Source organism: Lysobacter sp. ESA13C (assembly GCF_019970005.1).
In the GTDB taxonomy this organism is placed as follows: Bacteria; Pseudomonadota; Gammaproteobacteria; order Xanthomonadales; family Xanthomonadaceae; genus Lysobacter; species Lysobacter antibioticus_B.
Genome location: NZ_JAHXYK010000008.1, coordinates 152,022 through 172,628, shown reverse-complemented (window position 1 = coordinate 172,628; position 20,607 = coordinate 152,022). Strand labels below are relative to the sequence as shown.

Here is a 20,607-nt window from a genome sequence, read left to right as displayed (position 1 = left end):
CTCGACCGGATGCGCAGAACCGGCGATACGCGGGCATTCGCAGCTCATCGGCGCGGAGGCTGCGAGGCCCGCAGCGCAGCGCAAACCACACACCGCCGGCATCGAACCCCGACGTGCGGATGCCCGCCGCGGTCGCGCTCGTGGCCCGTATTGCACCGGCACTGCACGCTCACCGCATAAACTATGGCCATGGCCGAACCTGTCCTGCCCCCTCGCCCTTCCCTGCTGGTGCCGCGCCTGTGGCCGATGTGGCTCGCGCTGGCCGCGATGTGTTTCGGCGCGCGCCTGCCCTGGGGCCTGCAACGTGCGCTCGGCCGCCTGATCGGGGTCTTCGCCCTGCGCGTGGCGGGCCAGCGCCGACGCGCGGCCCGCATCAACCTGGCCCTGTGCTTCCCGGAAAAGACCGAGGCCGAGCGCGAAACCCTGCTGCGGCAAAGCTTCCGCGATCTCGGCATCGGCTTCTTCGAATTCGCCCGCGCCTGGTGGGGCGGGGTCGCGCCGATGCGGCGCACGGTGCGCATCGAAGGCCTGGAGCGGCTCGACGAGGTGCGCGCGGCCGGACGCGGCGTGCTGATGATCTCCGGCCATTTCATGACCCTGGAGATGTGCGGGCGGCTGATGTGCGACCACTTGCCGCTGGCCGGCATGTACCGCAAGCACCGCAACCCGGTCATGGAATGGGCGGTCAAGCGCGGCCGCCTGCGCTACGCCGCGGCCATGTTCACCAACGAAGAGATCCGTCCGGCGATGCGCCACCTCAAGCAGGGCGGCTTCCTGTGGTATGCGCCAGACCAGGACATGCGCGGCAAGGACACGGTGTTCGCGCCGTTCTTCGGCGTGCCGGCGGCGACGATCACCGCCACCCACCAGTTCGCGCGCCTCAGCGGCTGCGCGGTGGTGCCGTTCTTCCATCGCCGCGAGGGCGCCGATTACATATTGCGCGTCGGCGCACCGCTGGCCGAGTTCCCGTCCAGCGATGCCACGCAGGACAGCACCCGCGTCAACGCCCAGATCGAGGCGATGGTGCGCGAAGCGCCGAGCCAGTACCTGTGGATCCACCGCCGCTTCAAGCGCCGCCCGCCGGGGCTGCGTTCGCCGTACAAGAAGCCCGTCGACAACGCTCCGGCCTGATCGGCCCGGTCGGGACCAGAACAACGCGACCGCTTACGCCGTCGCGTCGCCCTCGTCCGGCGGCTGCGCCAGCAGGCTGCCGGCGTACAAGGCCGCCAACAGCAAGGTCAGCCCGCCCCAGAAAGTCGAATAGAAGGCCAGGTGGGTGTTGAACGGGAACACCGTCACCAGCAGGGCCAGCATCGCCGGCCGCGCGGCTTCGCGCGCGCGCACGTCGGCGACCGCCCACGCGCGCCAGGCCAATGCGGCGCCGGCCAGCCACAGCAACAAGCCGAAAGCGCCGGTTTCGGCGAGCACTTCGAGCAGCAACTGGTGCGCATGCAGCGCCGGGCCTTCGCCCCAGGACGTGGTGCGCCCGGGTTGCGGGTCGCAGGCCGGGAAGGCTTCGCGGAAGCCGCGCGCGCCGACGCCGTTGAGCGGATGCTCGCCGACCATGCACAGCGCCGCGCGCCAGATGCGCGTGCGCCCCGACAGCGCGCTGTCGAGGCCTTCGACGTCGGCGCTGACGATGTGCGCGGTGCGGGCGAGGCGGTCGTGCACCTGCGGGCTGGTCTGGTCGAGCACCGCCAGTGCCAGCACGCCGAACGCAAATACGCCGAGCAGGCGTTTCCAGCCGAGCAGGCGCCAACCCGACAGCACCAGCACCAGGCCGTAGGTGATCCACGACGCGCGCGAGCCGGCCAGCACCACGACCACGCCTACTGCTGCCGCTGCGACCAACCAACCGCCGAGACGGAAACGGCGGCCGACCGCGTACAGCACGAACGGCGAGAAGCTCGCGATCACCTGGCCGAGCTTGAGATTGCACGGGCCGAGCACGCCGCTGAGGCGGTCGACACTGGCGATCTCGGCGTCCGAACACATGCCGTGGCCGCTGATCGCCTGCTTCAGCGAGTCGATGCCGAAGAACAGCGGGCTGGTGCCGGTGAGGCCTTGCAGCAAGGCGTCGACGGTCCACAGGCCGATGATGATGGCCAGGCCGCCGAAGGTGGTGCGTTGCCCCTGCCGGGTTGCGACCGCCGCCGCGACCAACCACAGGAACGGCAGATAGCGCAGATCGACTGCGGCCTCGCGCAAGGCGCGCCCGGGGTCGACCGCATCGGTGGCCGAGATCAGTTCCGGCAACCAGTACGCCGCGAACAGGGCGCTGGTCAGCACCCAGGCCGGATCGCTGAGCAGGCGCGCGCCGGTGTTGAAGCGCACCAGCACCAGTCGCACCAAGGCGGTCAGCGCACCGAGGGTGAGTACGGTTTCGGCATAGCCCGGCGCGAACAACAGCGCGACATAGGCCAGGATCCAGGCCGGCGCCCAGCGCCAGCCGACGATCGCATGAGGTGCCTCGGCGGGCGGCGGCCCGGACGAAGCCGTCGCCGGATCAGGCGCGGTGTGAGGCATCGACGAGTTCGGCATAGACGGCAAGCGTGGCCTCCTGCATCGCCCGCAGGGAAAACGCCATCGTATCCACAGCCGCGGGCGCTTGCGTTAGCAATTCGCAAGCCGCCGCGCGCAGGGCCTGCAGGTCGAACGGCGCGACCGCGCCGCGCGGCTGCAACTGGGTCAGCAGCTCGCCGACACCGCCGTAATTCCAACCGACCACCGCACGCCCGCAGGACAAGGCTTCGACCACGGTGCGGCCGAAGGCCTCGGGTTTGCGCGAGAGCTGCAGGACCAGATCGCTCGCGGCATAGGCGCGGGCAATCTCGTCGGTCGGTGCGGTGAAGGCGATCGCCTCGCCGATGCCGAGTTGCTGCGCGGCCTGTTCCAGTTCGACGATATACGCCTCGCGCCCGGCTTCGCGCGCGCCCGGCAGCCACAGCCGCGCATCGCGGCCGTCGGCGCGGATCGCGGCGAGCAAGGCCAGCGCATCGGCATGGCCCTTCAGGCGCGTACCGCGTCCGGGCAACAGCAACAAGGGGCCGTCGCCGGCGAGCGCGGGATGCCGCGCCGCGGCCCAGGCCCGCGCCTGCGGATCGGGCCAGGGCGCGTGCGGGAACGCCGCCGGGTCGATGCCGCGCGCAATGATGCGCAGCTTGTCCGGGTCGGTATCGGGATAGTGTTCGAGCACGTAGTCGCGGACCGTGCGCGAGACGCAGATGGTGCGTTCGCCCCGGGTCATCACCGCGCTGTAGCGCGACGGCGAATTGAGCCCATGCACAGTGGTTACGAAGCGCGGCCGCGTCGCCTCGTCCATGCCGCGCCAGGCCAGCAGGCCGATCCAGGCAGGCAGGCGCGAACGCGCGTGGACGATGTCGACCGAGTGTTCGGCCCACAGCCGGCGCAAGGTGAAGCCATGGCGCAGGGTCGAAGGCGATTTGCGCCCGATCGCCAGTTCGATGTGTTCGGCGCCCGAGGCGACGAGTTGCGGCACCAGGCGGCCGCCGGCCGAGACCACGATGGCGCGGTGGCCGGCGCGCACCAACGCTTCGGCGACTTCGAGAGTCGAACGTTCGACGCCGCCGGATTCCAGCTTCGGCAGCAATTGCATCACCGTCAGCCGGCGCATGGTCGGCGTGGGCGGTGTCACGCGGCCGCGATCAGTCGTCGACCAGGGTGAAATGCGCGCCGCAGTACGGGCACTGGCATTCGCGCTCGGCCTCGATCGGCAGGTACACGCGCGGATGCGAGTTCCACAGCGCCATCGACGGCAGCGGGCAGCTCAACGGCAGGTCGGCGCGCGTGACGGTATAGCGCTGCTCGGCGTTGGCCTGGGTGGGATGGGCGTTGGCTGCGGTCATGAGGGACGACGGATGGCGACGCGGGGGTGGCAGTTTAGCAGCGTTGCGGGGTCGGGCCGTGTACGGAGCTCGGCGGCCGGGTTGGGTACGTTAGGAGCAAATCCCCCCCAGCCCCCTTTTTCAAAGGGGGGGAATCCTTCTGGTGGGTATGGCAGCACTGGCGGCTTGGTCGCCTCCGGGTGCTCTTGATCTCGTAACGACGAAGCGAACGGCTCGATCAGCTAAAGATTGATCGAAGCGATCAAGGCTCAGATCGGCGAAATCCCCGTAACGGGTTCCCCCCTTTGAAAAAGGGGGCCAGGGGGGATTTGCTCTTGATTCTTGCCCTTGCGCTTCACCCCACCGGCGGCAGATCGAAGAACAACAGCTCCGCCGTCGTATCGCCCAACCCGGTCGACACCAGCTCGACCGATTCTTCGCGAAACCCCAGCGCATCGCCGGCTTCGAGCGTGCGTCCGCCCACCTCGACCCGCCCCCGCGCGACCTGCAGCCAATACAGCCGTCCCGCGTCGAGCAGGCGTCGCGCGCTGGACCCGGGCGCCAGGGCCAGCGAATACAGGCGCAGGTCTTGGCGCACCGGCAGGCCGCCGTGGGCGCCGTCGCGCGAGGCCAGGAGAACGAACTCGCCGTCGCGCGCTTCGGCCGCCTCGCGCTTGGCGTAGGCGGGTTGGGCGTTGAGCCGGTCGGGCTGGACCCAGATCTGCAGGAAATGCACCGGCTCGCTGTCGGAGCCGTTGTACTCGCTGTGTTCGACGCCGTGACCGGCGCTCATCCACTGCAGCTCGCCGGGGCCGATGACGCCGCCGTCGTCGGCGCTGCCTTTGTGCGACAGGCGGCCGCTCAGCACGTAGCTGAGGATTTCCATATTGGCGTGGCGATGCGGCGCGAAGCCCGCGCCGGCTTCGACGCGGTCTTCGTTGATCACGCGCAAGGCACCGAAGCCCATCCAGGCCGGGTCGTAATAGCCGCCGAACGAGAACGTGTGGCGGCTGTCTAGCCAACCCGCCTGGACCTGGCCGCGGGCGCTGGATGGACGTTCGATGATCATGGGGTCGCGCTTACTTCTTGGCTTCGGGCTTGGGCACCAACGCTTCGGTGGTGATGCGGATGCTGACTTCGTCGCTGACGTTCGGCGCGTACTTGCCGAGGCCGAAATCGCTGCGCTTGAGCGTGGTGCTGGCGTCGAAACCGGCGGCGGCGCGCTTGGCCATCGGCTGCTCGCCGATCTTGTTGATGGTGACGTCGAGCACGGCCGGCTTGGTCACGCCGTGCACGGTCAGCTCGCCACTCACCTTGAGCTTCTTGTCGCCGGCCGCTTCGACCTTGGTGCTCTTGAAGGTGATGGTCGGGAATTTCTCGGCGTCGAAGAAATCGGCGCTCTTGAGGTGCTCGTCGAAATCCGGCACGTGCGAATCCAGGCCGTCCAACGGGATGGTCACCTGCACCGAGGACGCCGCCGGCTTGGCCGGATCGTAGGTGATAGTGCCGTCGACCTTGCCGAAATGCGCGACCGGGTTGGAGAAGCCGAAGTGGCTCCAGCCGACCACCACGTCGGTGTGGTTGGGGTCGATCTTGTAGGTCACGGCGGCGGCGCTGGCGGTGCCGGCGAAGGCCAGGCCCAGGGCAGCGGCAAGCAGGATGCGCTTCATGGTGAGTTCCTCGAATGGAGTCGTAAGGGGATGGATCGTATGGGTCGGGGGTAACGACATCACGGCACTATTGCGCAAGCAAGCGCGGGCCGGCTTCGGCCCGCGCCGGAAGCGTGGCGGCGCGCACGCCTCAATCGATGCGCGCGGCTTCGTCGAACGGCAGGCGCGGCGAACGCGGGAACAGCGCCGCCGGCGCACCAACGCCGAGGTTGATCAGGAAGTTGGACTTGACCTGGGTGCCGGCGAAGAAGGCCTCGTCGACCTTGGCGTTGTCGAAGCCCGACATCGCGCCGGTGTCCAGGCCGAGCGAACGCGCCGCGAGGATCAGGTAGGCGCCCTGCAGGCTGCCGTTGCGGAACGCGGTGGTGCGGATGTGCTCGTCGTTGCCGGCAAACCAGCTGCGGGCATCGGCATGCGGGAACAGGTAGGGCAGCTTGTCGTGGAACTCCAGGTCGTGGGCGACGATCACCGTGACCGGGGCAGCCATGGTCTTGGCCAGGTTGCCTTCCGACAGGGCCGGGCGCAGCTTTTCCTTGGCCTGCGCCGACTTCACGAACACGAAGCGCGCCGGCGAGCCGTTGGCGCTGGTCGGCGCCCATTTGACCAGGTCGTACAGCTGGCGCAGCGTCTCGTCGCTGACCTCGCCGCCGAGCTCGTTATGCGTGCGGGCGGTGCGGAACAGTTGATCGAGGGCTTCGTCGTTCAGGGGCCTGGACATCGTCTTCTCCATGAGGCTGCCGCGCTGGGCATTGATCGGGAGACGAAGTGTAGAGTCTCAATCTGACCTTAGAACCGACAATCCCGGAACGGATTAAGCGCATCTGTGCAACGAAACGGTCTTTCTGCCAAAACTAGCTCCACGGCTGCAACCTGGATCCTGACCGACGGCCATGCCGGCAATCAGCGCCAAGCCAATGCCCTGACCCAGGCCCTGGGCCGGCCGGCGATCGATTGGACGCTGAGCCCGCGTGCGCCCTGGCGCTGGGCCTCGCCACGGTGCCTGCCTGGCGCCGGCCAGGCCTTCGGCCCCGAATTCGTTCGCGCCCGCGGCGCCTGCCCGGCGCTGGTGATCGGTTGCGGCCGCCAGGCCGCGCTGGCCACCCGGCTGCTGCGCGGCGACGGCTGCGCGGCGGTGCAGATCCTCGACCCGCGCATCTCGCCGAAACACTGGGACCTGGTGATCGCGCCCGAGCACGACGGCCTGCACGGCAGCAACGTCGTCACCCTGCTCGGCAGCCTCAACCCGGTCGACGACCTGTGGCTGGCCGGCGCGCGCAGCGCCTTTCCCGCGTTCGGCGCCCTGCCCGGGCCGCGTACGGCCTTGTTGCTCGGCGGCCCGAGCGCGCACGCGAAGTTCGACCAGGCCGCGTTCGACGTGCTGGCGACGCAGTTGCAGACCCTGCTCGAACGCGAGTCGGGCAGCCTGTTGGCGACCACCTCGCGACGCACGCCGGTCGAGATCCGCGCGCGCCTGCGCCAGCGTCTGGCACGCCTGCCGCGGGTGTCCTGGTACGAGCCCGGCGAGGGCAGCAACCCGTATCCCGGCCTGCTCGGCTGGGCCGACCGCATCGTCTGCACCGCCGACTCGGTCAACATGCTGTCGGAAGCCGCGGCCACGCGCGTGCCGGTGTTCGCCTTCGGCATCGAGCGCGTCGACGGCCGCCCGGGCCGTTTCGTCGACAGCCTGCTCAGCCTCGGCCGCGTACGGCCCTTCGACCAACGCTTGTCGGCCTACCCGGTGACGCCGTTGCGCGAAACCGCGCGGGTCGCGCAGGAAGTCCGGCAACGGCTGGGCCTGCGCGACTGAGCATTCGGCCGACGGCCGCGCCTAGCGGGCTTGGCGCGGGTTGGCGAAGTTGCCGATGAAATACAACTCGTTGTAACGCCGCCCGGGCTGCGCTTCGTGGAAAACGGCGTGGTCGTAGAAATACAGCGCATTGCCTTCGATCACGCCGAGCTCATGACAGCGCGCGAGGATCGCGCGTTCGGTCTGCGGCGTATGCGTGTCTACTTCCCGCACCAGTTCCTCGATCGGCACGCGCCGATGCCCGGCGGTGGCATAGGCGATGAAGAAATCCGCATCGAGAAAGTCGCAGCCGAAGTCGCGATGCGCCGGGCAGCCCGAACCGCTCGCTTCCATGCCGTCGAGATAGCGCTCGAACGCCTGCGGCGATTGCGTGGTCGTGCCCATCCACACCGAGATCATGCCGCGCGCGGTGTCGTCGATCATGCCTGCGGCCCGCTCATGACGCCTCGCGCAGGCCGTGCGCCTGCATCGCCGTGGAGATGGCCGCGCGCGAGGCAGCGATCGCCTCGGTCTCGACCACCCGGCGCGGGCGCCGGTCGAGCGTGCATTCCAGGCCCGCCGCCAGCAAGGTCGTATGCGCCACGCGCAGCGAGGCGGCCTGGGTGTCGTCGAAGGCGCCGCAGCGACGCGCCGCCTCGATCAGGCCGGCCGAGTCGCGCGGCGACAACAAGGCGCGCTCGCGCACCGAATCACGCAACACCAGGTATTGCAGCAAGAACTCCAGGTCGACCAGGCCGCCCTCGCCCTGCTTGAGGTCGAAATAGGCGGCGTCGCTACGGTCGAGCTCGGCGCGCATCTTCAAGCGCATCTTGGCGACGTCGTCGCGCAACTTGGCCAGGTCGCGCTCGCGCGCCAGGGTGCGTTCGCGCACCGCCTCGAAGCGCTCGTGCAGGCCGGTATCGCCGGCGACGAAGCGCGCACGCACCAGGGCCTGGTGCTCCCAGGTCCAGGCGCGCTCGTACTGGTAGTCGCTGAAGCTGGCCAAGGACGACACCAGCAGGCCCTTGGCGCCGTCCGGGCGCAGGCGCACGTCGACGTCGAACAAACGCCCGGCCGCGGTGACCGCGCCGAGCAGGGCGACGATCTTCTGCGCCAGGCGCGCGAACCAGCGCCCGGCGTCGAGCGGACGCGCGCCGTCGGACTGCGCCCCGCCTTCGATCGCCGGCGCGTCGTAGAGAAACACCAGATCGAGATCGGAACCGAAGCCGAGTTCCTCGCCGCCGAGGCTGCCGTAACCGAGCACGGCGAAACGCGCGCCCGGCACGCGGCCATGCGCACTCGCCACTTCCTGCTCGGCCAAGGCCAGGATGCGCATAACCACGCCGTCGGCGAGCCAGGCGAGCTGGCGCGCGCTCTGCTCGGCGCTCTGGCGGCCGTCGCGCAGGGCCATGGCGATGCGGAAGCTCAGCGACTGCCGCACCTCGTTGAGCGCCTGCAGCGTCGCCTCGGCATCGTCGCCGCCGTCGACCTCGGCGCTGGCCGCCTGCAGTTCTTCCCGGCCCGGCAAGGGGCCGACCACGCGCGCGTCGAGCAACTCGTCGAGCAGCAGCGGATGCGAGGCCAGGCGCTCGGCCAGCAAGGCGCTGCGCGACACCGCCTCGACCAGGCGCGACAACGCCGCCGGCTGCTCATCGAGCAAGGCCAGGTAGGCGCTGCGGCGCAGGACGTTGTGCAGCAATGCGAGCAGTCGCTTGAGCGCGAGCATCGGCTGCGACGAGGTCGCCGCGCCCTGCAGCAGCGCCGGCAACACTCGGTCCAGGCGCGTACGCGCGGCATCCGACAAACCGCGCACGCCGGGGCTGCGGGCGAAATCGCGCAGCGCGCCGTCGGCATCGGCAGCGGCCTCGAAGCCGGCCTCGGCCAAGGTCTCGGCATCGCCGGACTCGGGCAGCGCGCGCCAGTACGCGGTCAGGGCATCGGGCGCGGCGCGGCGGCGGCGCGGCGCGAGCAAGGCCTCGAACTCGCCGGTCACGCGTTCGCGCCAACGTTCGAGTTCGCCCGCCAGCGCATACCAATCCGGATAGCCCAGGCCGACGGCGATGCGCAGGCGGTCGCTTTCGGCCGCCGGCAAGGCATGGGTCTGGGCGTCGCGCAGCATCTGCAGGCGGTTCTCCAGACGGCGCAGGAAGCGATAAGCCTCGGCCAGCGACTCGCCGGTTTCTTCGGCGATCTGGCGCAGCGCGATCAATTCGCGCAGCGCAGGCAACAGACGGCGCCCGCGCAGTTCGGCTTCGCGGCCGCCGCGGATCAGTTGCAGGGCCTGGACCAGGAATTCGATCTCACGGATGCCGCCGGGGCCGCGCTTGATGTCGTCGGCCAGTTCCTTGCGCGCGACCTCGGCGCTGATCGCCGCCTTCATCGCGCGCAAACCGTCGAGCGCGCCGAAGTCGAGATAACGCCGATACACGAACGGCCGCAACGCATCCAGGAAGCGTTCGCCGGCCTCGAGGTCGCCGGCCACCGGGCGCGCCTTCTGCCAGGCATAACGCTCCCAGTCGCGGCCTTCGCGCTGGAAATACTGTTCCATCGCCGCGAACGACCAGGCCACGCGACCGGCGTTGCCGTAGGGGCGCAGACGCAAGTCGACGCGGTGGCAGAAGCCGTCGGCGGTGATCTCGTCGAGCAAGCGCGCCAGTTGCTGGCCGAGCTTGGCGAAATAAGCCTCGGCGTCGAGCGCGCGCGCGGCGTCGCGGCCGTCGAACTCGGTGCTGCCGTCGTGCTCGTAGGCGTAGACCAGGTCGACGTCGGAGCTGAAATTGAGTTCGCCGCCGCCGAGTTTGCCCAGGCCGAACACGACCAGGCGCACGCGTTCGCCGTCGCGGGTGCGCACCGCGCCGTGGCGGCGTTCGAATTCGTCTTCGAGCGCGCTCAATGCGACCTGCAGGCAAACCTCGGCCAAGCGAGTGCTGCCCTCCAAGGTGTCCTCGACCCGGTCCAGGCCGAGCGTGTCGCGCCAGATCAGGCGCGTCGAACCGGCGGCGCGGTAACGGCGCAGGCGCGCGCCCCAGTCGGCGCGGAACTCGGCCTCGAGCGAAGGCGGCGGCGGTTCGCTCGCGCCGTCGTCGGCGCCGAGCGCGAGCAACAAGGCCGGTTGCCGCACCAAGGTGTCGATGGCGAAGTCGCTGACCGCGGCGACGCGCGCCACCCGCGCGGCCAGGCCGGCATCGTCGAGCGCGGCGCGCGCCTCCGGCGAGGCGGCGCGCAAGCGCGTCAGCGCGCGCTCGGCGAGCGCGTGTTCGAGTGCGGGACCATCGTGGGGAAGAGTCGAAGAGAAAGACGCGGACATGCGGCGATGATGGCATGCCGTTGCGCGGCATCGGAATCGCGATCGGCGTGGATGAGGAACGAGGAGTGAGAAGCGAGGAGTGAGAAGCGAGGCCAGCGGAGCGACGACCGATGCCGCGCTCGCTGCGCGCCTGACCGGTGCATCGAACGAGCAGCGATTCCGATGCCTGCATTCGGCCGTGCGGCGCGGCGCCGGGCGTGGCGGCAGTCAACGCGCTCGCACCTTGCTTTCGTCGGCCCCGTTCGCACGAACCCGATCGGCCGATGTAGGCGTTCGCGACGACGCCGGACCCGCCACAAAACCTTCGGGCGTAAAAAAGCCCGCTTCCGGTAGAACCGGTTGCGGGCTTGCTCCCTCCCCCACGTCGGGATGCGGGGCGATCGTGAAGGAAGCGTTATCCCCTTTGCACGCTGCACTGCAAAACAGAACTCCCCAGTTCATTTGAAGCACTGAGAACGATTCCCGATACGGATCGGCAAAGCCTGTCGCGGCGCGGATGTTACCGATGACATCGGATTCATCGCTGTGACCGTAAGCGCGTGGCGCTCTCGCGGCCGAAGAAACCTGAATAGGGAAGCCCTGCGCTCGCTTGCGCCAAACGGTCGCAGCCCGGCGGCATGAATAGCGTGACGCTGCGCGCGCTCATGAACCGCTTTGTCCTGTCGGCCACGCTCCTGCCGTTGATTTGGCGTGCTCCCCGTATCTATATGGAAGCCACCCGCGTCCACGGAGGAGGCGCCATGCCCCGCAATCCAGCATTCCCCCGCAGCTTGCTGACGGCCTGGGCCATGTGCCTGGCCCTGTCGGCCTGCAGCCATGCCTCATCGCCCCGTTCAAGTACCAACGCACCCAAGGAGGACCCCATGACCGCCACCGGCACCACCCCACTCAGCGGCGACGAGGTCAGCCGCCGCATGCTCAAGCTGATCGGCAGCCTGGCGTCCAATGCCGACCTGACCGCCGAGCACCTGGAGAAACACACCGGTCTGGCCATGCGGAAGGCCGACAGCGGCGACGGCTCGTTCGGCGCCGGCGCCCAGATCCATCCGGACTGGTCGTACAACCTCTACGTCACCCGCCCGGCCGGTTCGCAGAAGAACAAGCTGATCTTCGACTTCGCCCGCACCGGCAACGAGCGTGCGCCGATGACCCCGATCTGCGGCCTCGACTTCGACGCCTATGCCAAGGAGCTCAAGGGCATGGGATTCCAGGACAGCGCCTCGTACGGCGAACACGGCCGCGTCGACCACTGGAATTTCCAGCGCCCGACGCTGACGCTGCAGGTCTTCATCGAGGGCGAGTCCAACGATTCGCCGGAGAAGATCGGCCATCGCTGCGTCAAGACCATCACCATCGAATAAGGCAGGGAAGCCGTCATGCCGACTCCGACCAGCACCGAGCTGCAGAAGCTGCTCGACGAATTCGCCAAGCAACCCGGCGTCACCGCCGAGGTCACCGCGAACCTCAAGACCACCATCGCCAATTCGCCCACCCTGGCGGCGCAGGTCGACGACGCCATCGCCAAGGGCCACCTGAAATCGTTCAAGCCGCTTACCGACGCACATGCCGGCGGCGCCTACAACGGCAAAGAGCAGGCCATGCTGTTGCCGATCAACGGCCTGACCAAGCCGCCGGCGGGCAGCTACAACGCCGGCAACATGACCTTCGTGCTCGGCCACGAAGTGCAGCACGGCTTCTACCGCACCGATCGCGACACCGCGCTCAAGACCTTCGCCACCGAAGCCACCGCGCTGGCCAAGACCGTCGGCGACAAGCACGACTACACCGCGACCATCGGCAAGGTCATCCAGGCCGACCGCGACAACGAAGCCAAGGCGCACATCGCCGGCTGGAACGCCTTGGTCGGCAGCGTGCGCGAAGCCAAGCCGACCGCGACCCTGGCCGACGTCTACAACGCCTCGCCCGGCCGCGCCGGCGACTTCATGACCCGCGGCGGCACCGCGCCCAACTTCACCTATGCGCTCAAGGCCGACCTGACCGTCGATGCGAACCTGTCGATGGCGATGAGCGCCGACAACGTCAAGGCGATGGGCAAGTACTACTTCGACATGCCGCCGGCGCAGGCGCGCCTGGGCCACAACGGCAATTCGGACTACGCCAACTACTACGGCGCCGGCTACATCAGCTACGTCAGCCAGCTCGAACACGCCCACGGCAAGACCGCGGCCGGCGGCAAGCCCGAGCTGCACGTCAACCTGACCCAGCTCAAGCTCAACGAAAACATCATGGAGCAGAACGGCATCGACCTCGGCGCCAATTCCGCCAACCGCCAGCCTTACTTCGACACCAGCAGCACGCCGCCCAGGGCCGGGCACTTCGACCACACCAAGTCGACCCATACCCACGTCAACATCAACACCTCGCCGCTGGACCTGCTCAACGAACTGCGCGGCGACCCGCATGCGCACGGCAAAGGCGACCCGCGCCATGCCGAGCATCCCGACCACGCCTTGTTCCGCGGCATCCTCGACAAGGTCAACGGCGAGTTCCACAAGCACGGCGGCAGCGTGTCCGAGCGCGACGCCGACCGCATCGCCGCCGGCCTGACTCTGGAGAGCAAGCGCAACCGGCTCACTCCGGACCATGTCGTGCTGAGCGTCGATCCGGCCACCCAGGAAGTCGGCAAAACCGCGTTCCTGGTCCAGGGCGACCTCGCCAGCCCCACCCATACGCGCGTCAGCGTGGCGACCGATCGCACCGCGCCGGCGGAAGAATCCTTCCGCCAACTCGAAGCCCTGAACCAGGCCCAGGCGCCGGCCCAGCAGGCCGCGCAAGGGCAGCAACAGACCGCATCGCGAGCGACCCCCGCACTGTAAACAGCAGCAACAGCACCGCGGCGATTCAGAACGCCGGCGCGCAAGGCGCCGGCGGTCCACCGAGACACCTTCCAGTGCCGATCCGGCACTTCACCGTAGTGCCACCAGGAACCCAAGCATGGACCGCAATTCCCAGACCTCGGCTGTGAATGCGCAACGCTGGCCGACACCGCGAGCGCAACCTCTCGCTCTCGCTTGCCTGCTCGCCGCTGCCCCCCTGACCCTCGCCGCGCAGGACAACGCGCCGCGCAATTTCGACGAACCGGTCTTGGCGCGCATGCTGCGCTCGGGCGACGCCAAAACGCCGTCTCTGCTTCTGACCAAGAGCGGCCCGCAACCGCTGGACACGCATGAGGCCGTGCTCGACCTGCGCATCGTGTATACCGAGTCGAAGATCTGGGACCCGGGGCATACGCGCTTCGACACCGTCAAGCTGCGTTCCTATCAAAGCCCCGGCACCAATCCCAAGGTGCCGTTCGTGGCGCCGACCATCGTCACCGCACCCGGCGAAACCGTGCGCGTGCGCCTCGACAACAGCCTGCCGAAAGAAGATTGCGCGCCGGTCGGCATCAACGTGCCGCATTGCTTCAACTCGACCAACCTGCACTCGCACGGCCTGTGGGTCAGCCCGACCGGCAACAGCGACAACGTGCTGCTGACCCTGCGTCCCGGAGTGAAGTTCGAATACGAGTACAACCTGCCCGCCGATCACCCGGCCGGCACCTTCTGGTATCACCCGCACCTGCACGGCTCGACCGCGCTGCAGGTGTCCAGCGGCATGGCCGGCGCGCTGATCGTACGCGGCAACCGCCTGCCCTCGAACGATCGCAACGGCGACCTCGACACGCTGCTGCGCGATCAAGGCGGCACGCCCTACCAGGAACGTCTGTTGCTGTTCCAGCAGGTCGCCTACGCCTGTCGCGATCGGCCCGAGCCCGGCAAGACGCTCGGCAAGATCAAGACCGACGAGAACGGCTTCTGGCGCTGCGATCCGGGCGATGTCGGCGGCATCGAAGCCTACGACCAGTTCGGGTTCCCGGGTGGCAAGAGCCTGTGGGAACTCTCCGGCCGCTACACCAGCATCAACGGCGAAGTGCTGCCCAATTTCTACGAACTGAAAGCCGGCCGCATCGAACGCTGGCGCCTGGTGCACGCCGGCGTACGCAACAGCATCAACCTGCAACTGCGCGCGGTACGCGCGGGCGCCGCCAGCATCGAGGGCTTGTCCGGACCGGCGCTCGACGGCTGGGTGACCCAGAACTGCACCGGTCCGCTGCTGCCGCAGTTCGAGGTCGCCGCCGACGGCCTGACCCATGGCCAGGCGATCGAGAAAAGCGAAATCGTCCTGCAGCCGGGTTATCGCAGCGACGCCCTGGTCGTGTTCCCGCAGGCCGGCCAGTACTGCGTGATCGACGGCGCCGCACCGGCCACCGCCAGCATCACCAACGCCGCCGAAAACCGGCAATTGCTCGGCCTGGCCAACGTCACCGCGACCGCGGTGCCGCCGGTCGCCGACATCCGCGCCTACCTGACCGAGAACCTGATCACCTCGGCGAAGTACCTGATGCCGGACGGCGTCCGCGCCAAGGTCGTCGCCGACCTCAACGACCGCCTGCGGCTGACGGCGTTCGTGCCGCACAAGGACATCGCCACCGGCGACCTCACCGGCAAGCAGGAACTGGAATTCTCGATCAAGGGCGAGGACTACATGGTCGACGGCAAAACCTACGACCCGAAGAGCGGGCGCGACCTGGTGCTCGGCAATGTCGAGGAATGGCGCCTGACCTCCACCGTCGGCAGTCATCCCTTCCACATCCACGTCAATCCGTTCCAGGTGGACCGCATTCTGAACAAGGAAGGCAAGGACGTCAGCGTCACCGGCGACCCGGGCGACTCGCAGTACGCCAACACCAAAGGCACCTGGAAGGACACCTTGTTCGTCAAGGGCGGCTACCAGTTGTTCGTGCGTACCCGCTACGAACGCTACATCGGCGAGTACGTCCTGCACTGCCACATCCTCGACCACGAGGACCAGGGCATGATGCAGAACGTGCGCATGCTGGTGCCCGACGGCAAGGGCAAAGGCATCGGCAACGGCCACCATTGAGGCACGACGAGATCGCGGCACGAGCGGATCGCTCGTGCCGCGATCCACGCATGTCTGCTGTAGGAGCGGCGTAAGCCGCGACCGACCGAAGCGATAGATCCCACGCCTCATCCCGAAGCCCGGCGCCCCGCCCGCGAAACCGGACCGGCATCGTTACCGCGATAGCGCGGTCGCGGCTTACGCCGCTCCTACAAGGGGCGTTACTCGCTAGCGCAGATCCAGGCGATCCGCGCCTCAGCGCTTCACCCGCTTCGCGTACTCGGCCATGTCGATGCGCAGGATGCGGCGCAGCTCGAGGATCGCCTGCGGGGTCTCCTGCACGCTGTGGCCGGAGGGGATCACCTTCTCCGAGAGCGCACCATCGAGATGCGCGCTGCGGTACGGCACCGCGCCGTCGCTGGATTGCAGCAGCGGCAGCTTGAGATCGCGCTGGCCGACGATGGTGTGGTAGGGCAGGCCCGATTCGATCGGCAGGTTTTCGGTGCTGCGCATGAACAACGAGTTCGGGCTGAGGTCGTCCGGGCCGGTCGGCGGGCGCCCCTTGCGGAAACCGATCTTCTGCAATTCGTCCTGGCCGACTTCGTTGCGCTGGGCCAGTTCGGCGGTTTCGCGCAATACGTCGAACGGCAAGCGGATCAGCTTGCGCACCATCCGCAACGGCCAACCGTCGGTGACCACCGCGCCGCGATGCGGCGAGGCCAGGAATACCGCGCGTTCGAACTGCGGCATCGCCTTGAACACGGTCAGCTCGCGCACCATCGGCTCGTTGCGCAGGCGCTGCGCGGCGGCTGGGTCGAAGGCCTGCAAGGTCGCATCGAGGACGCGGTCGCCGCTGTCGCTCACGAGCAGGCGCGAGATCACCCCGCCCATGCTGTGCCCGACCAGCACCGCATTACGGCCGGCGACGTCGTCGCCTTCGGGGTCGTAATGGGCGAAGGTCTGGGTCAGGGCCGAATCGATCGCCGCGCGATTGGACAGGATGCTGAGGTTGGTCGGATAGAACACCTGCCACAGTTGGTAATGCTTGCGCAGGGTTTCGTCGCCGAGCAGTTCGTTGGCGAGGTTGACCCAGGCCTCAGGGCTGCTGGCCAGGCCGTGCACCAGCACGATCACGCGCTTGTTCGGATCGTAGGGTTGGTTGAGGTAGATGCGCGGCTTGAACGCGCGCGCCTGCTTCGGCCGCAACAGGCTCGACAGGCTCAGCCGCGCCAGTTCCGAACGCGCCAGCCAGATGCCGTAGGCGGCCGAGTAGTTCGCCGCCAGCGGCACCTTGCGCCCAGCGATGGTCTCGCTGTCGATGCGATAAGGGTTGTAGACGTCCATGCGCGCGGTGCGGCTGGCGAGCACGGCATCGAGCCCGCCGTCGCCGTCGAAACGCAGGGTCGCGGTGACCGGCAGGTAGCGGGTGTCGCGGTAGGGCGTGTCGGCGGCATCCGGGTCGCTGCGCGAACGGCGCGGGAACACCGCCACCAGGGCGGTGCCGAAACCGTCGCGGCGATACACCGCGCGCAGGTTGTCGAAACCCAGGGTGTCGGACGCGAGCAAGGCTTCGGGCTGCTGGGTCAGCTCGGTGGCTTCGTAGCCGTGCAGGGCGATGCTCAGTTCCAGCCCGCCGACCTGTAGGGGCGTAGTGCCGATCTGGCCGCGGCTGGCCTCGAACGCGGCCTGGGCGACGACGTCGATGGCGCGGTTGTAGAAACGCAGCACGCGCTCCTGGCGCGCCTCGAACACGCGCTGCTCGGGCGTGCGCGGGCTCAGGAACAAATAGGCGTAGGCATAGCGCGCGGTCTCGATCGCCGCGCGCGTGCGCAGGTCGCTGTCGACGTCCGGCGCCACGACCGGGCTCTCCGACGGTTCGGCCCGCTTCGCGATCCCGGCGCTCTCGGCGGCCTTGGTCACGGTCGCCGGCGCGGCGTTCATGCGCAGCAGTTGCAACTCCGCCGCGGTCGCCAGCCAGTCTTCGACCGCCGCCAGCGGCCGCAACTGCGCGATGCAGGGCTCGGGCTCGCGCGCGCATTGCTCGGGGTCGAGGCCGGCCGAACCCAGCGCGGTCGCCGCCGCGGTGCTCAGGCGCCCGCCGCTGAGCGCGTCGACGTTGCGCTCGACCGCGACCTCGCCGAACGCGCGTTCCTTGACCTTGACCACGGCGCAGCCGCTGCCGCCGAGCAGCACCAGTCCCGCCAACAAGCCGACCCAAGCACGCATGTCCTATCCACCGGGCAAAAAACCGTTCGCATTGTCGAGCGCGCCCGCTCCGGCGTAAACACCGGCTCGCCTTCACGCCCAGCCCGCCAGGGCGTTCCCCGTATCGACTCCTCCGCTTTCTGTCTTGCGCGCACGAGGCGCCCGTCATGCATCCATCCGGAAATCCCGCAGAGTCAGGCCAGCCCGAACTTCACGTGCAGCACATCGCCTGCGCCAACAACGCCGCGTTCGTGCTGCGTTTCATCATCCAGCGCCTGGACGGCGACCGGGCCATCAGCCAGGCCCCGGCCGGCGGCGCATTCGCGGCCGGGCTGACCCGCAGCGTCGACCTGTCCGCGATGCGCTTCCACGGCGATGCGCTGCGCGTGGGAGAACGCGTGCGCGTGCGCGCGCGCGCGATCGGAGGGACGCGCCGCGACGGCCCGTCGGTGGCCTACGCGCCGAACGGCCATACCGCTACCTTCAGCGTGCGCGGCACTACCTTGAGCTTTTCGATCAACCGCATCTGAGGCGTCCGACCATGACCGCGTCCCACGCGCTGGAAGGCCAATCCACCGATTGGCTGCGCGACAGCGAAGATCTGCTGGTCCGCTTCGGCCTCAACGACGAGGATGCCGATGCCCGCCATCGCAATCGCGGCGCGCAGGCGCATATGTTCACCGACGCGCGCCTGCCGCAGCTCGCACCCGATCGCGTGTTTCCGAATCTGCTCGCGGTGAGCCGCGGCGCGGCGCTGTCGATCCAGATCCGCGCGCGATCGCCTGGGCCGCTGGGCTTCGGTTTCCGCATCGCCACCGGTGCCGAGCCGGTGGTGGATCGCCTTTACGCGGTCCAGCGCGACGACCCGTTGGGCTTTCGTAGCGTCACCGTGCGCCGGTTCCAGCACGAAGCGAATCTGATCACCGTCGATCTGATGCGCGCGCGGCTCGGCCATTCGCACCGCCTGGCCGCGCTGCAACAGCTGTGGACCTGCGACATCATCACCTGGGACGTGCACCAGTTTCTCGACCCGATCACCGCGCAGGTCTATACCCGGAACAATCGGCGCTTCCCACCGACGCCGCCCGCCGGGCGGCTGGACACCCGGCGCGGCACCGCGCTGGAGGCGGGCGGCGGCGCGGCGCTGCAGGTCAACGCCGGGGTCGTCTGGGCCGACGGCAGCGCCGAGCAAACCTTCGAACGCATCCAGGTGCAAGACGAAGGCGACCCGGATCGGGACTTCTTCGGCCGGCTGCGGGTGCATTTTTTCGTCGTCGATCCGGATTGAGCGGCCGCGCGCCGCGCCCGCCGCATCGCCCAACCGAGGGCTCCGCATGCTCGTCACCATCGCATTCGCCGGCGAACCCGATCGCGACCTCGTCCTGCGCCTGATGCCGGACACCTCGTTGCGGCAGGTTCGCGAACAACTCGCGGGCCTGGACGCGATGGCGCCGGGGGACCGCTTCGGTTTCGGCAATGCCCGCCTGGATCCGTCGATCGAGGCCGAGACCAAACTCAAGGAAGTGATCGGCGAGGACGACGTGCTCAGCGTACGTCCGGCGCCGCGCGCGCCGGAACCGGAACCTGAGCCAGAACCCGAGCCGGAGCCCGAACCCGAACCGGCACCGGCGCCCGCGCCGCCGCGTCCGGCGCTGCGCCCCACCGCGCCCACGGCGCAGCCCGCCGAAGCGAGCTGGGGGCTGCGCAACGAAGACGAAGCCCCGGACTTGCTCGCGAACCTGCAGGGCCGGTTGGCCGGGTTCAGCGTGCGCACGCCCGACGAGTTCACCGCGCTGCCGCTGGCGACGGTGCAGGCGCTGTTCGCCGCCCGCCGGCTCGACCGCGGCCTGCGTTTCGGCCCCGATCCGGGCGACGCCTTGTTCGGCGCACGCTCGCCTCGTTCGCCGGTGGTCTACCGGCATCCGCAGCGGCCGCCGCGTTCGGGCGGAGTGTCCTTCACCTCGCGCTGGACCATTAGCGCCACCGCCAGCCGGGTGCTGCACGAACTGCACACGCGCAGCATCCACAACGCCAACGCCGGCGGCGGCGTCAACGGCTTCGGCCTGGCCGCGGATTTCCGCCGCGATCTCGAGCGTTTGCAACGCAACGAAGTCACCACGATCCATCTGACCGACGAGATGATCGCGCCCAGAGTCGTGCTGATGCTGGACCCGGACACCGATCTGGACGTCGCGCCCGAGTTGGTCGAAGCCGTCGACCGCGCGCTGGCGACGCCCGGCCGGGCCGGACAATACGAAGCGCTGCACGAGCGCGTGTTCGCCGCGTTCGGTTATTTCTTCCCGTGCGAGGCCTTGCTCGGCGGCACGCGCATGCGCACGCTCAGCGCGATCAGCGAAGACCTGCAGGAGCAGGAGCAGTTGCTGTCGGGCTTCGGTTTCGGCGCCGCCGCGAAGGACGCGCCGACCCGCTTCGGCCCGGCCAGCGGCGACATCGGCTTCGCCAGCGCCGACCAGCAGCGCTCCAATCATCGCCACATCCGCCAGTTGCGCGAGCAGAGCATCCGCACCGTCGGCGGGCATCCGGCGCTGGGCCTGTCGGACGAGTTGGCCCTGCAATGGATGGCCGGATTGGACGCGGTGGAGCTATGGAAAACCATCGGCCATCGCCGGCTGGTGCCGATCCTGCGTTTCCTGCCTGCCCGACAACGCGACCGCTGCGTCAGCGTGATCGATCAGTTCGCCGGTTCCGGCGCCAGCGCGCGCCATACCGTGCTGGACATGGCCGCTTACGTGATGCCGCTCAATCGCGATTTCCTCGGCACGATTCTCTAGCCCGCGGTCGCGCGCCGAATCGACAGAAACCCCGCCTTCCGACGGGGTTTTTCGATGCGTGCGACGGCGAACGGCTGGA

17 protein-coding genes are annotated in these 20,607 nt (G+C 68.8%); 8 read left to right on the top strand and 9 right to left on the bottom strand.

Annotation, left to right across the window (positions count from 1 at the left end; all coding sequences use genetic code 11):
• Window positions 1-189: 189 nt before the first annotated feature.
• Window positions 190-1,131: an LpxL/LpxP family Kdo(2)-lipid IV(A) lauroyl/palmitoleoyl acyltransferase gene (lpxL, locus tag LC490_RS17160; protein ID WP_223620973.1), complete on the top strand. Its 942-nt coding sequence runs from the start codon at window positions 190-192 to the stop codon at window positions 1,129-1,131.
• A 33-nt stretch (window positions 1,132-1,164) separates the two neighbouring features.
• On the opposite strand, the gene LC490_RS17155 is transcribed toward lpxL, so the two are convergent.
• From LC490_RS17155 to LC490_RS17130, 6 genes are all read right to left on the bottom strand, one after another.
• Entirely contained in the window at window positions 1,165-2,526 is a 1,362-nt protein-coding gene (locus LC490_RS17155; protein WP_223620972.1) for an O-antigen ligase family protein, read from the bottom strand.
• Entirely contained in the window at window positions 2,507-3,634 is a 1,128-nt protein-coding gene (locus LC490_RS17150) for a glycosyltransferase (RefSeq protein ID WP_223621012.1), read from the bottom strand. Before LC490_RS17150 ends, LC490_RS17155 begins: the two co-directional genes overlap by 20 nt.
• A gap of 31 nt (window positions 3,635-3,665) precedes the next feature.
• On the bottom strand, window positions 3,666-3,866 hold the full coding sequence (locus LC490_RS17145; protein ID WP_031370314.1) for a zinc-finger domain-containing protein: 201 nt from the start codon (window positions 3,864-3,866) through the stop codon (window positions 3,666-3,668).
• A gap of 334 nt (window positions 3,867-4,200) precedes the next feature.
• Entirely contained in the window at window positions 4,201-4,914 is a 714-nt protein-coding gene (locus LC490_RS17140) for a pirin family protein (protein ID WP_223620971.1), read from the bottom strand.
• Window positions 4,915-4,924: 10 nt separating this feature from the next.
• Window positions 4,925-5,515 (bottom strand): YceI family protein, encoded by a 591-nt coding sequence (locus LC490_RS17135; protein ID WP_031370312.1) that lies wholly within the window; start codon window positions 5,513-5,515, stop codon window positions 4,925-4,927.
• Between the two features lie 130 nt (window positions 5,516-5,645).
• Entirely contained in the window at window positions 5,646-6,233 is a 588-nt protein-coding gene (locus LC490_RS17130) for a malonic semialdehyde reductase (RefSeq protein ID WP_031370311.1), read from the bottom strand.
• Window positions 6,234-6,338: 105 nt separating this feature from the next.
• Between LC490_RS17130 and LC490_RS17125 the strand changes: the two genes are divergently transcribed.
• On the top strand, window positions 6,339-7,322 hold the full coding sequence (locus LC490_RS17125) for a mitochondrial fission ELM1 family protein (protein WP_223620970.1): 984 nt from the start codon (window positions 6,339-6,341) through the stop codon (window positions 7,320-7,322).
• A gap of 21 nt (window positions 7,323-7,343) precedes the next feature.
• Here the strand turns inward: LC490_RS17125 and LC490_RS17120 are convergent, their stop codons facing one another.
• Together LC490_RS17120 and glnE are read right to left on the bottom strand one after the other, a co-directional pair.
• Window positions 7,344-7,745: an immunity 22 family protein gene (locus tag LC490_RS17120; protein WP_031370309.1), complete on the bottom strand. Its 402-nt coding sequence runs from the start codon at window positions 7,743-7,745 to the stop codon at window positions 7,344-7,346.
• Between the two features lie 13 nt (window positions 7,746-7,758).
• On the bottom strand, window positions 7,759-10,608 hold the full coding sequence (gene glnE / locus LC490_RS17115) for a bifunctional [glutamate--ammonia ligase]-adenylyl-L-tyrosine phosphorylase/[glutamate--ammonia-ligase] adenylyltransferase (RefSeq protein WP_036147824.1): 2,850 nt from the start codon (window positions 10,606-10,608) through the stop codon (window positions 7,759-7,761).
• An 863-nt stretch (window positions 10,609-11,471) separates the two neighbouring features.
• Between glnE and LC490_RS17110 the strand changes: the two genes are divergently transcribed.
• The 3 genes from LC490_RS17110 (at window position 11,472) to LC490_RS17100 (ending at window position 15,552) form a co-directional block, all read left to right on the top strand.
• Window positions 11,472-11,969, top strand: a complete 498-nt coding sequence (locus tag LC490_RS17110; protein ID WP_051884314.1) for a hypothetical protein — start codon at window positions 11,472-11,474, stop codon at window positions 11,967-11,969.
• A 15-nt stretch (window positions 11,970-11,984) separates the two neighbouring features.
• On the top strand, window positions 11,985-13,445 hold the full coding sequence (locus LC490_RS17105; RefSeq protein WP_223620969.1) for an XVIPCD domain-containing protein: 1,461 nt from the start codon (window positions 11,985-11,987) through the stop codon (window positions 13,443-13,445).
• 118 nt (window positions 13,446-13,563) lie between these two features.
• The gene (locus LC490_RS17100) at window positions 13,564-15,552 is read left to right on the top strand and encodes a multicopper oxidase family protein (protein ID WP_223620968.1); all 1,989 of its coding nucleotides are present in this window, start codon (window positions 13,564-13,566) and stop codon (window positions 15,550-15,552) included.
• 234 nt (window positions 15,553-15,786) lie between these two features.
• Here the strand turns inward: LC490_RS17100 and LC490_RS17095 are convergent, their stop codons facing one another.
• On the bottom strand, window positions 15,787-17,757 hold the full coding sequence (locus LC490_RS17095; RefSeq protein WP_223620967.1) for an alpha/beta fold hydrolase: 1,971 nt from the start codon (window positions 17,755-17,757) through the stop codon (window positions 15,787-15,789).
• A gap of 194 nt (window positions 17,758-17,951) precedes the next feature.
• Between LC490_RS17095 and LC490_RS17090 the strand changes: the two genes are divergently transcribed.
• The 3 genes from LC490_RS17090 to LC490_RS17080 are packed head-to-tail and all read left to right on the top strand — an operon-like array spanning window position 17,952 to window position 20,528.
• Window positions 17,952-18,266, top strand: a complete 315-nt coding sequence (locus LC490_RS17090) for a hypothetical protein (RefSeq protein ID WP_031370303.1) — start codon at window positions 17,952-17,954, stop codon at window positions 18,264-18,266.
• Between the two features lie 11 nt (window positions 18,267-18,277).
• Window positions 18,278-19,024, top strand: a complete 747-nt coding sequence (locus tag LC490_RS17085; RefSeq protein WP_223620966.1) for a hypothetical protein — start codon at window positions 18,278-18,280, stop codon at window positions 19,022-19,024.
• Between the two features lie 46 nt (window positions 19,025-19,070).
• The gene (locus tag LC490_RS17080; RefSeq protein WP_223620965.1) at window positions 19,071-20,528 is read left to right on the top strand and encodes a hypothetical protein; all 1,458 of its coding nucleotides are present in this window, start codon (window positions 19,071-19,073) and stop codon (window positions 20,526-20,528) included.
• The last annotated feature ends 79 nt before the right edge of the window (window positions 20,529-20,607 follow it).